The 13,435-nt window shown below is 64.3% G+C and carries 12 protein-coding genes; 7 read left to right on the top strand and 5 right to left on the bottom strand.

What is annotated here, in order from left to right:
- Window positions 1-4: 4 nt before the first annotated feature.
- Window positions 5-283: a putative quinol monooxygenase gene (locus LFT47_RS16595; RefSeq protein ID WP_236812376.1), complete on the bottom strand. Its 279-nt coding sequence runs from the start codon at window positions 281-283 to the stop codon at window positions 5-7.
- A gap of 102 nt (window positions 284-385) precedes the next feature.
- Between LFT47_RS16595 and LFT47_RS16590 the strand changes: the two genes are divergently transcribed.
- Complete coding sequence (locus tag LFT47_RS16590) at window positions 386-2,059, top strand: AMP-binding protein (RefSeq protein ID WP_236812374.1); 1,674 nt, start codon at window positions 386-388, stop codon at window positions 2,057-2,059.
- Window positions 2,060-2,191: 132 nt separating this feature from the next.
- Window positions 2,192-3,154, top strand: a complete 963-nt coding sequence (locus LFT47_RS16585) for a hypothetical protein (RefSeq protein WP_236812373.1) — start codon at window positions 2,192-2,194, stop codon at window positions 3,152-3,154.
- Between the two features lie 10 nt (window positions 3,155-3,164).
- On the opposite strand, the gene LFT47_RS16580 is transcribed toward LFT47_RS16585, so the two are convergent.
- Window positions 3,165-4,157, bottom strand: coding sequence for a DNA-3-methyladenine glycosylase family protein (locus LFT47_RS16580; protein WP_236812372.1), 993 nt, complete (start codon window positions 4,155-4,157; stop codon window positions 3,165-3,167).
- 140 nt (window positions 4,158-4,297) lie between these two features.
- On the opposite strand from LFT47_RS16580, the gene LFT47_RS16575 reads away from it, so the two are divergent.
- Window positions 4,298-4,705: a VOC family protein gene (locus tag LFT47_RS16575; protein ID WP_236812371.1), complete on the top strand. Its 408-nt coding sequence runs from the start codon at window positions 4,298-4,300 to the stop codon at window positions 4,703-4,705.
- Window positions 4,706-4,714: 9 nt separating this feature from the next.
- Here LFT47_RS16575 and LFT47_RS16570 read toward each other — a convergent pair whose 3' ends face one another.
- Window positions 4,715-5,143, bottom strand: a complete 429-nt coding sequence (locus tag LFT47_RS16570) for a VOC family protein (protein WP_236812370.1) — start codon at window positions 5,141-5,143, stop codon at window positions 4,715-4,717.
- Between the two features lie 147 nt (window positions 5,144-5,290).
- Here LFT47_RS16570 and LFT47_RS16565 point away from each other — a divergent pair, with 147 nt between their 5' ends.
- Both LFT47_RS16565 and LFT47_RS16560 read left to right on the top strand, forming a co-directional pair.
- Window positions 5,291-6,676, top strand: coding sequence for a cystathionine beta-synthase (locus LFT47_RS16565; protein ID WP_236812368.1), 1,386 nt, complete (start codon window positions 5,291-5,293; stop codon window positions 6,674-6,676).
- Window positions 6,677-6,690: 14 nt separating this feature from the next.
- Window positions 6,691-7,854, top strand: coding sequence for a cystathionine gamma-synthase (locus tag LFT47_RS16560; protein WP_236812366.1), 1,164 nt, complete (start codon window positions 6,691-6,693; stop codon window positions 7,852-7,854).
- A gap of 111 nt (window positions 7,855-7,965) precedes the next feature.
- Here the strand turns inward: LFT47_RS16560 and LFT47_RS16555 are convergent, their stop codons facing one another.
- On the bottom strand, window positions 7,966-10,098 hold the full coding sequence (locus tag LFT47_RS16555) for a phosphocholine-specific phospholipase C (RefSeq protein ID WP_236812364.1): 2,133 nt from the start codon (window positions 10,096-10,098) through the stop codon (window positions 7,966-7,968).
- A 163-nt stretch (window positions 10,099-10,261) separates the two neighbouring features.
- Here LFT47_RS16555 and LFT47_RS16550 point away from each other — a divergent pair, with 163 nt between their 5' ends.
- Window positions 10,262-10,789, top strand: a complete 528-nt coding sequence (locus LFT47_RS16550; protein WP_236812362.1) for a winged helix-turn-helix transcriptional regulator — start codon at window positions 10,262-10,264, stop codon at window positions 10,787-10,789.
- Complete coding sequence (locus LFT47_RS16545; protein WP_236812360.1) at window positions 10,786-12,147, top strand: MFS transporter; 1,362 nt, start codon at window positions 10,786-10,788, stop codon at window positions 12,145-12,147. Before LFT47_RS16550 ends, LFT47_RS16545 begins: the two co-directional genes overlap by 4 nt.
- Window positions 12,148-12,162: 15 nt before the next feature.
- Here LFT47_RS16545 and LFT47_RS16540 read toward each other — a convergent pair whose 3' ends face one another.
- On the bottom strand, window positions 12,163-13,347 hold the full coding sequence (locus LFT47_RS16540; protein WP_236812358.1) for an acyl-CoA dehydrogenase family protein: 1,185 nt from the start codon (window positions 13,345-13,347) through the stop codon (window positions 12,163-12,165).
- Window positions 13,348-13,435 lie beyond the last annotated feature (88 nt).

The raw sequence follows: 13,435 nt of genomic DNA, 5'->3' as shown, positions 1-13,435 counted from the left end.
TTATTTAGAGGCGCTCGAGCTTCACCGGCTCGGCCAGCAGCGCGCTGAGGGATTCGTTGAGGTCCTGGACGGCGATGCCCTTGGAGTGGATGTCGAGGTGTTCCTCGGAGGCCCACTGCTCGGTCAGGACCAGCTTGTCCTCGCTGGCTTCCGTGAGCTCGTAACGGATGCAGCCGGGTTCGTTCACTACTTCGTCGATCGCGATTTCCAGCGCGAGCTTGACGCGGAAGAATTCGCCGTCGTTGGGAATGAACGTGGCCTGCAGGTCAATGGGTGCACTCATGGGATTCACATTACCGGCTCGCCCGGCAACGCCCTGAAATATTTTGTAGGACTTCCAAGCAAAAGTCTTCTCTTGGCCCCGCGGAGTTGGTAGCGTGCGTTCATGCTTTCCTACACAGCCGGGGACACTGACGTCCCGCTGCTTGAAGAGACGATCGGCGCCAACTTTGAACGCGTCGCGGCGCGGTTTCCGTTGCGGGATGCGCTCATCGAAGCCGCCGTGGTGCCTGGAGATGAGGCTCGGCGCTGGAGCTACGAAAAACTGAACGACGACGTCGACCGGCTCGCCCGCGCGCTGCTCGCCACGGGCATCGCCAAGGGTGACAGGGTAGGCATCTGGAGCCCGAACTGCGCTGAATGGACCATCCTGCAATACGCCACGGCGAAGGTCGGCGCGATCCTGGTCAACGTCAACCCGGCCTACCGCAGCCACGAACTCGAATTCGTGGTCCGCCAGAACGGCATGCGGATGCTGGTGGCCGCGCCAGCGGACAAGAACAGCGACTATGTGGGCATGGCCCGGGAAGCTTTGGCCAGCTGCCCCGAGCTTCGGGAACTGGTGTTCCTTCCCGATCTGGGACTGGACATGCTCAACGCAGGCGAACCGCAAACCGACGCCGAGCTGACGTACGCCGAACTGCTCAAGCGAGCGGACGACGTCGTGCCCTCAGCGCTCAGGGCTCGTATGGCGGAACTGGACCCGCACGATCCCATCAATCTTCAGTACACCTCGGGGACCACGGGTTTCCCCAAGGGCGCCACGCTGACCCACCACAACATCCTCAACAACGGCAACCAGATCGGCAGGCTGCTGGGATACACGGAACGCGACCGGGTGGTCCTTCCGGTGCCGTTCTACCACTGTTTCGGCATGGTCATCGGGAACCTGAACGCCCTGAGCTTCGGGGCAGCCACCATCATTCCCGGGCGCGGATTCACCCCGGCTGCCGCCCTGGAAGCCGTGCAGGATTTTGGCGGGACCTCGCTGTACGGCGTGCCAACGATGTTCATCGCCGAGTTGGCTTTGCCGGATTTCGCCTCCTACGACCTCTCGACGCTACGAACCGGCGTCATGGCGGGCTCACTGTGCCCTATCGAGGTCATGGAGCGTGTCATCGCGGAGATGAACATGCGGGACGTGGCCATTTGCTACGGAATGACCGAGACGTCGCCCGTGTCCACCATGACCCTCGCTGCCGACACTCTGGAGCAGAGGACTACGACCGTCGGGCGCACGATGCCTCGGCTGGAGTCCAAGATCGTGGATCCAGGCACCGGCGAGACACTTGAACGCGGCGGGATCGGCGAACTGTGCACCCGGGGCTACGCCGTGATGGCCGGGTATTGGGGCCAGCCCGAGAAGACAGCCGAGGCTATCGACGACGATGGCTGGATGCACACCGGCGACCTCGCCCGGATGGATCCGGATGGCTTCATCGTGATCGAAGGCCGTATGAAGGACATGGTCATCCGTGGCGGCGAGAACGTCTATCCCCGGGAAATCGAGGAGTTCCTGTACAGGCATCCCGCAATCCAGGATGTCCAGGTTATCGGCGTTCCGGATGCCAAGTACGGCGAGGAGCTGATGGCCTGCATCATCCTCAAACCGGGAGCAACATTGGACTTGGACGGGGTGCAGGAGTTCTGCCGCGGCAAACTGGCCCACTACAAGATCCCGCGCTACGTGGACATCCGGGAGAGCTTCCCCATGACGGTGTCCGGCAAGGTGCGCAAGATCGACATGCGCGAAGAAGCGATCGCCCGCCTCGGACTCTAATTCCAACGCGGGGTCACTTACGGCCCATGCTGGCCAGCGACATGGGCCGTAAGTGACCCCGCGTTGGCGTGGTTGGAAGTCTGCCTGTGGATAACTCCTTGGTGGGGTCAAATTGCGGCCAAACTGGATCCTATGGTCCGCATCATTCCGCTGCCGAAGGAACTCAGTAACCGTCCCTTCACGGTCTATGAATCCCGCGTGCTTGGCGTCGCTCCGAAGCGGCTCCGGGCCAGGGACGTGTCCGACGGCGGCCGCCTGATCTACTTGCCTGCGGGGCGCGAGTTTGAGTTCGCCGAAAGGGCACGGATCCTTGCCGCGGCAACACCGGGCGCCTGGGTGTCCCATGAGAGCGCCGCGATATTGACCCGCCTTGGCCTTCCTCCGTGGCTGGGCGGCGGCGAGGCAGTCCACCTCAGCAAGCCCCATGCGCTTCCCAGGGTCCGACGAACCGGAGTGACGGGGCACCGAGTCCGTGTCCTCCCGGGCGAAGTCACGGAAATCGCCGGAGTTCCTGTGTCCTCTCCATCCAGGACGTGGCTTGACCTGGCGCAGCAGTTGCCGCTGCGGTACGTGATTGCCATGGGAGACCAGTTAATCCGCATGCCCCGGCCGGGCCTTGAAGGAAGGGCGGACCCCTACGCGAACAAGGACGGGCTGCGGCTCCTGATTCGGCAGCATCCGAACATGAAAGGCGTGGAGAAAGCCCGGCTTGCCCTTGAAGACATGCGGGTAGGAGCAGATTCGTTTCCGGAGACATTCCTGCGGCTGGCCATGGTGGAGGCGCGATTGCCTGAACCGGAATTGCAGCTCCGCCTCGATCCGGGCGATCTGTGGTCGCCTTCCGCTGACCTGGGGTACCGGCGGTTCCGGATCGCTGTGCAGTATGACGGCGCCCCGCATCTCACGCGGGAGCGGCAGACAAGGGACAACCGGAGGGACGAGGCTTTCACCAGCGCCGGCTGGTCCTACTTCAAGGTCAACGCCGATGACCTGGCCGAAGGGTTCACCGGCCTGATTGCCCGGATCAAGCGGGCGAAACCCTCAACGCGGGGTCAGTTATGGCCCATGCCGGGCAGCAACATGGGCCGTAAGTGACCCCGCGTTGCTAGTGTCCTCGGTGGTCCTGGATGGTCATCCGGGGTCCGAAGGTCGGCTTGCGGAAGCCGCTCAGCCCGAGCATCCGGACTACCCGCTGCCGGTGCCCACGCCATGGCTCCAGGAGGGCGATCATTCCGGCGTCGTCCGTCTTTCTTCCCGTGAGCGCGTAACCGACATACGAGGCCAAGTGGTAGTCGCCCACGGCGATCGAATCCGGGCAGCCGTGGGTCCGCTGGACCACCTCGGCAGCCGTCCAGATGCCAATGCCAGGAATCGTCTGCATCTTGGCCCCGGCCTCCGCCGCGCTGAGTGAGGCGAGCCGTTCAAGCGCGACGGCGGATCGCAGCGCCCGCATGACTGTTGCAGAACGCTGGGGACCCACGCCGGCCTTGTGCCATTCCCATGAAGGAATGGCCAACCATTGGGCGGCGGTCGGCGCGACGAGCAGGCCCGACGGCAGGCTCGACGTCGAAAGGCGGCGCCCGCTCGGTGCTGCGGTCCCGTAACGGTACATCAGGTAGCGGTAACCCCGGCGGGCTTCGATAGTGGTGACCTTTTGCTCAAGAATCGTGGGCACGAGGGAGTCCACCACGCGGCCGGTGGTAGGCAAGCGGACGGCGAGGTTCCGGCGTCGGGCTTCCCTGACCATCCGCGGAAGAGTCGCATGGAACGCAGCCTCGTCAAAGCCGGACCAGTCGTCCCCGCTCCCCAACAGTGCAGGCACAGAGGCGATTGCCGAATCGGCGCCGGAACCCCAGGCCTGGGCATCCACATGAGTGTCTTGGCCGGTTCCCGCGGCGGCGAGGCGCAAGGTGGCCGGACCGTCCGGCGTCGTCAACGCCATCCACACGCCGTCCTGCCGCGCAGCGAACGACGGATCGCCGTTGCCGCGCATGAGGATTCCGAGTGTCTGCAGAAGATCGAAAGGGCCGCCGGCGTGCCATCGCACCGACGCGTCGGCCGCAGCCGCTGCGGCGGGTGGGGCATCGACGATGGTCATTCATTCATGGTCGCATGCTCGTGAGACAACGCTCCAAAAGTGCGTCGTTCCAGCCCCCTTACGCCGCGAAACCCACACGACTAGACTCCACGTGTGGCGCGGGGCGTCTGCGCCTTCCATGACAATTTCAGGAGAACGCAATGGCCGGTGTTGTGCATTTTGAAATCCCCGCGGACGACAAAGAGCGGGCCAACACTTTCTACCAGGGTGCCTTCGGCTGGATGCTCAACCCCATGCAGGAGATGGACTACACGATCGCAATCACCACGCCGTCAGACCCGCAGACGGGCATGCCGAGCTCGCCCGGGGCCATCAATGGCGCACTGTTTCCGCGCTCGGAAGAGCTGAAGACTCCCATCATCACGGTCGACGTAGAAGACATCGAGGCATCGCTCGGCCAAATCGAGAGTGCGGGCGGTTCAGTGGTCAAAGGCAAGGATGCTGTTCCGGGAATGGGCTACTACGCCTATTTCAAGGACACTGAAGGCAACATCCTGGGCCTCTGGCAGACCGATTCTTCGGCAGGAGGCACTGCACCGGCCGAGTGAGCCGATTGCCTATTCTCCGAAGCGCCCGCGGGCCTCCGCCGGAATCAATGGCTTCTCGGCGCGGACCTTGAGTTCCTGCACCGCCCAGGTGTTTCCGTCCGGATCGCTGAAGCCGAAGAACGTGCCGCCGTCGCGCTCGTCGAAGACGGTGATTTCGCTGGCATCGACTCCGCGGCTAAGCAATTCCTCGCGTGCAGCACGCGCGTCCGCCACCACAAGTTGAAGGCCCCGCATGGAACCCGGAGCCATCTCGCTCTGCGCTGGCAGGTCTCCGACGACGATCGAACATCCGGAGCCCGGCGGGGTCAGCTGCGCCACGTGCATGTGCTCGTTGGTGGTGTTGTGGTCGAGGTTGAAGCCCACTTTGTCGCGGTAGAACTCGATGGCACGGTCAATGTCACTCACGGGGAGCACAACCACTTCGAGGGTCCAATCCATGGTGCATGTCCTTTCGCTGGAGGGTGTCCCCGCTAGCTTGCCCCGCGAGGCCATCTTTTGGCTAGACGCGAAGCGGACGCGGACCCGCCACCGCCCCGGACCCCGTCTGCACGGAAGCACTCCCGACCAAGCGGTAACTTGGTACCTATGAAGTACGCCCAGTCCGTCTTGGACCTCATTGGCAATACACCGCTCATCAAGCTCAACCACGTGACCGGGGACATCAAAGCCACCATTCTGGTGAAGCTCGAATATGTGAACCCCGGCGGCTCGATCAAAGACCGCATCGCGGTGAAGATGATCGAGGAGGCAGAGCGGGACGGAAAGCTCAAGCCGGGCGGAACCATCGTGGAACCGACCTCGGGCAATACCGGCGTCGGGCTCGCCCTCGTGGCACAGCAAAAGGGCTACAGGTGCATCTTCGTTGTCCCCGACAAAGTGGGCGAGGACAAGCGTGCCGTGCTTCAGGCGTACGGCGCCGAAGTTGTGGTCACTCCCACTTCCGTGGCCCCGGACAGTCCGCAAAGCTACTACAGCGTCTCCGACCGGCTCGTGTCGGAAATCCCCGGAGCCTACAAGCCGGACCAGTTCTCCAACCCCGCCGCCCCCGGCAGCCACTACGAAACCACCGGCCCCGAAATCTGGCGTGACACCGACGGGAAGATCACCCACGTCGTGATCGGCGCGGGCACGGGCGGCACCATCACGGGCACGGGGCGGTACCTCAAGGATGTGTCGGCCAACCGGCCGGAGTCCGACGGCGGCCGCGTCAAGGTCATCGGCGCGGACCCGGCAGGCTCGGTCTACTCGGGCGGCACCGGGCGGCCCTATTTCGTGGAAGGCGTCGGCGAGGACATGTGGCCGGCCAACTACGACAAGACTGTGCCCGACGATGTCATTGCCGTCAGCGACGCCGACTCCTTCGAGATGACCCGGCGTCTGGCCCGCGAGGAAGGCCTTTTGGTGGGTGGCTCCTCTGGGATGGCAGTGGTTGCCGCGTTGCAGGTGGCCAAAGACCTTGGCGAGGAAGCCGTCGTCGTCGTGATCCTGCCGGACTCCGGGCGCGGCTACCTGGCGAAGATCTTCAACGACAAGTGGATGCGCTCCTACGGTTTCCTCTCCGGCGGGGAGGAAGCCTCGGTTGGCGAGGTTTTGAAGTCCAAGACGGGCGAGATGCCGGACCTCGTCCACATCCATCCCAACGAGACCGTCCGCGATGTCATCAACATCATGAACGAATTCGGGGTTTCGCACATCCCGGTCCTCTCGCAGGAACCGCCGGTGGTCATGGGCGAGGTGCTCGGCGCCGTCGATGAGCGCACGCTGACCTCCAAGCTGTTCCGCGGCGAGGCGAAATTGACCGACAAGATCTCCGAGCACATGGGGGAGCGCTTGCCCGTCATCGGCTTCTTGGAAACCATCTCCGCCGCGCGCGAGCTGCTTTCCGACGTCGACACCGTCATGGTGACGTTCGTCGGAGCTCCCGTGGGCATCCTGACCCGCCACGACCTTCTCGCCTACCTGAGCAACTGACACTAGGAGTTCATATGTCTGCAAACGAAGCAGGATTCAACACGCGTGCCGTCCACGCCGGCCAGGCCTTCGAACCGCGAACGGGCGCCGTGGTCCCGCCGCTGCACTTCAGCTCGACGTATGCCCAGGACGGCATAGGCGGACTGCGCGACGGCTACGAATACGGCCGCGGCGGCAACCCCACCCGCGATGCTCTGCAGGAGCAGCTCGCCGCGCTGGAAGGTGGAACCCACGCCTACAGCTTCAGCTCGGGCCTCGCCGCCGAGGACTCCCTGATCCGCGCCGTTGCCCGGCCCGGCGACCATATCGTCCTCGGCAACGACGCGTACGGCGGAACCTACCGGCTCATCAACCGCGTGCTCGGTGCATGGGGCATCGGCAACACACCAGTGGACATGTCCAACCTTGACGCCGTTGCGGCGGCCGTCGCGGCGAACAAGACCCGCATCGTCTGGGTGGAGACTCCTTCAAACCCGATGATGAAGATCACCGATATCGAAGCGCTCGCCAAAGTAGCGCACGACGCCGGGGCCCTCCTTGTCGTCGACAACACCTTCGCTTCGCCCTACTTGCAGACGCCGCTCGCCCTGGGTGCCGACGTCGTGGTCCACTCGACCACCAAGTACATCGGCGGCCACTCGGACGTCGTGGGCGGAGCGATCGTGGTCAAGGATGCCGAACTGGCCGAAAAGATCGGCTTTGTGCAGTTCGCTGTCGGCGCCGTCTCCGGACCTATGGATGCGTTCCTGACCACCCGGGGCCTCAAGACGCTCGGTGTGCGCATGGACCGCCACAGCGAGAACGCGCAGGCCGTGGCTGAATGGTTGCTTGAGCGCCCCGAGGTTGAAGCCGTGCTGTACCCGGGCCTGCCTTCCCACCCGGGCCACGAGCTCGCGGCCAAGCAGATGAAGAAATTCGGTGGCATGATTTCCGTGCAGTTCAAGGGCGGCGAAGCCGCCGCCCGCAAGGTGGCCGAGTCCACCCAGGTCTTCACGCTGGCCGAGTCCCTGGGCGGCATCGAGTCCCTCATGAACTACCCGTCGGAGATGACGCACGCTTCGGTCAAGGGGACCGAGTTGGCCGTGCCGGTGAACCTGATCCGGCTTTCCTGTGGCATCGAGGAGGTCGAAGACCTGATTGCGGACCTCGAGCAGGCGATCGGCAACATCACCGACTGAAAGCCCCCTCCATTTCTGACCTTCTTTGATGAACGGATCGGCCGGGACGCGCCATCACAGCGGCGTGTCCCGGCCGATCTGCATTCAAACATGGTCAGAAGTGGAGTCCCCCTAGCCGGAGATGCCCACCTGGCCGTCTTCTTCGCGACCCGTGAGGCGGCGACGGAAGGAGGAATCGTCAGGCGAGGTGACTTCGACGTCGTACCAGCCCTGGAGCGTCGGCCATCCGATCTTCTTCTTCTGGCCCGGCTTCAAGACCTGCTGGTCTTTATCCCCGGCGTACTGCAGCGCTGCGATGTTGAGCTGGACGGTCTTGGCTCCGTTGTTGCGCAACTCGATTTCCACCTCCTTCTTGCCGCGCGGGCCATTGACGGTGACGTCGACGCCGGCCGCGGCACCCGCCGTCGAGCCCTTCAGTTCGTATTGGTAACGGTTGGGGCCGGTGACGATCACGTCGAAGGAGCCTCCGACAACAGGCAACTCCACAGTCAGAGGGCTTTTCACATCGAGGTGCCGTGGCTCAGTAACCTCGCCCGCGTAGCCGTAGACGGCGAAGTGCGCAGACTGCGTGCCGTTGTTGTCCAACGAGAGCGTGATGCCGCCGGTCGTCACCGCAGCGGATGTCCGTGGCCGGTAGGGGAGCGGGCGTGCCGGTCGGCTTCCGGATTCCTGGATGGGTGCCACCTGCACGGCCGGCGGGTTCGGACGCCAGCGGGAGATCTTGGCCGGCACCGGGCCCGGGTGATCCAGGACCGGCGGCGTGCCCGCGGCGTCGAAATTGAAGACGCCGGTCAGGTCACCGCACACCTCACGGCGCCACGGCGAAATGTTTGGTTCCTGCACGCCGGTCCAGCGCTCCAGGAAACGGATGACGGAGGTGTGGTCGAAAACCTCGGAGCTGACATAGCCCCCGATGGTCCACGGTGACACGACGGTCATGGGGACACGGGGTCCGAGGCCAACGGGCAACGCCGTGGTCCAGTCCGTGGATTCGCCCGATTCCGGGCGCGGCTGCACGGGCGGGGGAACATGGTCGAAGTAGCCATCGTTCTCGTCGAAATTCAGGAAGATGGCGGTGCTGGCCCAGATGTCCGGGTTGCTGGCAACGGTGTCCAGCAGGCGGTAGACGAAGTTGGCGCTTCCCACAGGCGTGGAGGAACTGGGGTGTTCGGAATCGGCAGCGGAGGGTACAAGCCAGCTGACTTTCGGCAGGGAACCGGCGCTGATGTCTGCGCTGAGGCGCTGCAAGAGGGTGTTAGGGCGGCCACGACGCATGCCCTTGTCGAAGAGGGCCTTCTCGGCGTCGCTCAGGAGCCCCCGGGCTTGTTCCAACTGGGCCAGGAGCCGGTCCTGCTCGGCCGGCGCCTTGCCCGCGAGTTTGTCGTAGAACTCCTCGGTGGTGCGCAGGTTCCCGTCCACGGCTGCCAGCATCTTGTGGCCGATCGCCTTGAATGTCTGGAAGTACTCCACCGCGTTGTCCGTGAAGTTGTCCCAATCCTGGTAGATCTGCCAGGAGATGCCGGCCTGTTCAAGCCGTTCCGGGTAAGTGGTCCAGTTGTAGCCCCCATGGTCGTAGCTGTAGGCGGCGTTCGTCACGGCACGCTTGGTGCTGCCGGGCTCGGTTCCCGTGGTGCCGCTCCAGAGGTAGTTGCGGTTGGGGTTGGTGGAGCCGTTCACGGAGCAGTGGTAGGCATCGCAGATCGTGAACGTGTCAGCGAGCTCGTACTGCAAGGGGATGTCCGAGCGCTCATAGAACGTCATGGTGGAGGCGCTCTTGGCCGGAACCCACTTGTCGCACCAGCCGTGGTTCCACGCTGCAGTAGTGCCCGAGAAGGAGTGGTCCAAGGCGTTCAGGTACTGGATATCCGAATCCGGCCGGCCGGCGAGCTCCGCAGCTTTGCGAAGTGAGAACGGCAGGACGCTCTCGCCAGTGGAGCGAGGCTGTTCGAACATGGAACGGCCATTGGGCAGCCGGATGATGGACTTGTCTGCGTAGCCGCGTACGCCGCGGAGCGAACCGAAGTAGTGGTCGAAGGAGCGGTTCTCCTGCATGAGCACAATGACGTGCTTGATGGACTGGAGGCTTCCCGGTGCCACCGGTTTGGCCATGGCTGCCTGGACGGAAGGCGGCAAGAGCGAACCCGTGGCTGCGAGGGCTGTGGCCGCGGCGGCGGTGCCGAGAAAGCCTCGTCGGGAGATTCCAGCGTTGGAATGATTCTTCGTTTGCGGGGTGTCCGTTGACATCGAAGAGAGTGCCTTTCGTAAGCGGGATTGACCCTGCGAATCTAGGCTCTCCGGATAAACCCTCGGTAAAATTCGTGGACACCATCCGGCCACCGTGCGGTCTCTTGATGGCCACGCACGGAAACACCTAGCTTTCTTTAGAAAAGCCAGCTAATCTCAAACCATGCCCTTACGATCCGATTGGTCCGAGCGGACGTGCAGCCTGGCCCGCGGCCTCGATGTCCTGGGAGACCCCTGGGGAAGTCTGGTGCTGCGGGAAGTCTTCTTCGGCAACGGGCGCTTCGATGCCATCAAGACCCGGCTCCAGATCGCAGACAACGTCCTCAGCAAAAGACTGGGTTGGCTGGTTGAAGCGGGCCTCCTTGCCCAACGGCCCTATCTGGATGGTGCTCGGATGCGCCAGGAGTACGTCCTCACCCCCAAGGGCGAGGATGCCATGCCTGTCTTGAACGCCATCATCCTGTGGTCCGAGAAACATCTCGATGCCCCGGCGGACAACGCCCACATGCGCGTGATCCACAACGGTTGCGGACTGCCGACGGCGTCGGCTGATACCTGCTCGCACTGCGGGACCCGGCTGACCGCCGCCAACACCAGCTGGCATAGCCTCACACGATCGGAACACCCGTTGGCCTTGGCCACTGCTCCCACTAGACATGACCTCCCGAACGAATCGGAGCCCTCCGCATGACCGCACCCAATCCCACGGAACTTTCCGCAGGGAAATCAGCCGGCAAGACCCCGCGGAAGCGGCGCCTCCACCCCGCTTGGATGGTGGCCGCCGTCGCGTTTCTGGCCCTTGTGGGCGCAGCCGGATTCCGGGCAGCGCCAGGCGTGCTGATGGTGCCGCTGCAACAGGAATTCGGCTGGTCAACAACCGTCCTGTCGCTCGCCGTCAGTATCAACCTGGTGTTGTTCGGCCTCACCGCGCCCTTCGCGGCCGCACTGATGGAGCGCTTCGGAATCCGGACGGTCACCTCGATCGCCCTCTGCCTGATCGGCCTCGGCTCCGCCCTGACGGTATTCGTGAACCAGTCCTGGCAGATCCTGCTGACCTGGGGTGTGCTGATCGGGCTCGGCACCGGATCCATGGCCCTGGTTTTCGCGGCCACCATCGCCAACACCTGGTTCTCCAAGAACCGCGGACTGGTGATCGGCATACTGACGGCGGGCAGCGCCGCCGGGCAGCTTGTGTTCCTGCCCTTCATCGCGGTGCTCGCGCAGAGCCCGGGCTGGCGCGGCGCCTCGCTGCTGATCGCAGCCGGAGCGCTCGCGGTGGTGCCGCTCGTGCTGCGCTGGCTCAAGAACTCACCTGCCGACGTCGGGGTCCAGCCTTACGGTGCCGAAGAAGAGCAGCCCACGACGGCGGGCACCGCTCCGGTTGCGGACGCCACCACAGCTGAAGGCTCCAAGGCGCCCAACGCCGCCGTGCGGGCACTGCAGGTGCTCAAACGCGCCAGCAAAGTGCGCACCTTCTGGGCCTTGGTTGCCGGTTTCGCCATCTGCGGTGCCACCACCAACGGCCTGATCGGCACCCACTTCATTCCCTCGGCGCACGACCACGGAATGCCGGAAACCACCGCGGCAGGCTTGCTGGCCGTCGTCGGGATCTTCGACATCGTGGGCACCATCGCTTCCGGGTGGTTGACGGACCGCTTCAATCCCAAGGTGCTCCTCGCCGTTTATTACCAGTTCCGGGGGGTCGGGCTGTTGGTGCTGCCCGTGCTTCTGGGGTCCACGGTGCAACCCAGCATGATCCTGTTCGTTGTGGTCTACGGCCTGGACTGGGTAGCCACTGTGCCCCCGACGGCGGCCATCTGCCGGAAGGTGTTCGGCGCGGACGGTTCGGTGGTGTTTGGCTGGGTCTTCGCGGCGCACCAGCTCGGGGCCGCGGCTGCCGCGTTGCTCGCGGGTTACATCCGTGACGCCACGGGCCATTACACCTATGCATGGATCGGCGCGGCAGCGATGTGCACGGTGGCCGCCGTCATCAGCGCGACAATCCGCAAGGACGCGGGGAAGAAGGAACCGGTTCCTGTCGGAGCCTGATCCTCGCGCTGGAAGCTAGCGGAAAGCCGGAACCCCCGTAATGTGTTGGCCCAGGATCAGCGCGTGTACCTCGTCCGTCCCTTCGTAGGTGCGCACTGATTCCAGGTTGTTGGCATGGCGCAACGGCGGGTAATCCAGCGTGATGCCGTTGCCACCGAGGATGGTGCGGGCTTCGCGGGCGATCTTGATTGCCTCGCGCACATTGTTGAGCTTGCCCACCGAGATCTGTTCCGGTCGCAGTTTGCCTGCATCCTTGAGCCGTCCAAGATGGAGCGCGAGCATGGTGCCCTTCTGGATTTCCAGGACCATGTTCACGAGCTTCTCCTGGGTCAACTGGTAGCTGGCCAAGGGTTTGCCGAATTGCATGCGGCTTCCGGCATATTCGAGCGCGGCCTCGTAGGAGTCACGGGCCGCGCCCATGGCACCCCAGGCAATGCCGTAACGCGCCTCGTTGAGGCAGGAGAACGGGCCGCGGAGGCCAACGGCACCCGGGAGGAGTGCCTCCGGACCCAGCCGGACGGCGTTGAACACCACATCGCACTGGATCGAGGCGCGCATGGAGAGCTTCGCGTCGATGGGAGTCGCGGTGACTCCCGGAGTGCCGGCCGGAACCAGGAAGCCCCGGATGCCGTCGTCAGTGTTTGCCCACACGATCATGACGTCGGCGATCGATGCCATCCCGATCCAGCGCTTGGAACCATTCAGCACCCAGCCGGCGTCGTCGGCCGTCCCGTCGCGGCGCGCAAAGCTGGCCATCGACGACGGATCCGAACCCGCCGTCGGCTCTGTCAAGGCAAAACAGCCGATCAGTTCGCCGGCGGACATGCGCGGGAGCCATTGTTCCTTCTGCTCTTCGCTGCCCCACTTGTGGATCGCCGTCATGGCCAGGGAGCCCTGGACCGATACGAAGGTCCGGATGCCGGAATCGCCGGCCTCGAGCTCCATCGCGGCGAGGCCATATTCGACGGCGGTGCGGCCCGGGCAGCCGTAGCCCTCCAGGTGCATGCCCAGGACGCCGAGTTCGCCGAGTTCCGCCGGCAGTTCCCGCGGGAACACCGCGTCCTCGTACCAGCGGGCGATGTTCGGCCGGATCCGCTGGTCCGTGAAATCACGGACCTTCTCGCGAAGCTCCAGCTCCTCGGAGCTCAAGAGGGAATCGAGGGCAAGGACATCGGAGGTATTCGTCGTTGAATGGCTCATGCCAGCATCCTAAGGCCGGACATGTTCCCTTCAGCAGCCTGCAGCGACGTCCGACGTCCGACGCCGGCCCGTGCCCGTGCCAGAATTG

This window comes from Arthrobacter sp. FW306-2-2C-D06B (assembly GCF_021789175.1).
Classification (GTDB): domain Bacteria; phylum Actinomycetota; class Actinomycetes; order Actinomycetales; family Micrococcaceae; genus Arthrobacter.
This window is presented reverse-complemented; position numbering and strand designations above follow the sequence as displayed.

What these genes read in the sequence shown, in the direction of transcription:
- LFT47_RS16580 (WP_236812372.1), bottom strand. Translation starts at nt 4,157, where the DNA reads ATGACCATCGTCGATGCCCCACCCGCCGCAGCGGCTGCGGCCGACGCG.
- LFT47_RS16560 (WP_236812366.1), top strand. Translation starts at nt 6,691, where the DNA reads ATGTCTGCAAACGAAGCAGGATTCAACACGCGTGCCGTCCACGCCGGC.
- LFT47_RS16570 (WP_236812370.1), bottom strand. Translation starts at nt 5,143, where the DNA reads ATGGATTGGACCCTCGAAGTGGTTGTGCTCCCCGTGAGTGACATTGAC.
- LFT47_RS16545 (WP_236812360.1), top strand. Translation starts at nt 10,786, where the DNA reads ATGACCGCACCCAATCCCACGGAACTTTCCGCAGGGAAATCAGCCGGC.
- LFT47_RS16550 (WP_236812362.1), top strand. Translation starts at nt 10,262, where the DNA reads ATGCCCTTACGATCCGATTGGTCCGAGCGGACGTGCAGCCTGGCCCGC.
- LFT47_RS16565 (WP_236812368.1), top strand. Translation starts at nt 5,291, where the DNA reads ATGAAGTACGCCCAGTCCGTCTTGGACCTCATTGGCAATACACCGCTC.
- LFT47_RS16540 (WP_236812358.1), bottom strand. Translation starts at nt 13,347, where the DNA reads ATGAGCCATTCAACGACGAATACCTCCGATGTCCTTGCCCTCGATTCC.
- LFT47_RS16590 (WP_236812374.1), top strand. Translation starts at nt 386, where the DNA reads ATGCTTTCCTACACAGCCGGGGACACTGACGTCCCGCTGCTTGAAGAG.
- LFT47_RS16595 (WP_236812376.1), bottom strand. Translation starts at nt 283, where the DNA reads ATGAGTGCACCCATTGACCTGCAGGCCACGTTCATTCCCAACGACGGC.
- LFT47_RS16585 (WP_236812373.1), top strand. Translation starts at nt 2,192, where the DNA reads ATGGTCCGCATCATTCCGCTGCCGAAGGAACTCAGTAACCGTCCCTTC.
- LFT47_RS16575 (WP_236812371.1), top strand. Translation starts at nt 4,298, where the DNA reads ATGGCCGGTGTTGTGCATTTTGAAATCCCCGCGGACGACAAAGAGCGG.
- LFT47_RS16555 (WP_236812364.1), bottom strand. Translation starts at nt 10,098, where the DNA reads ATGTCAACGGACACCCCGCAAACGAAGAATCATTCCAACGCTGGAATC.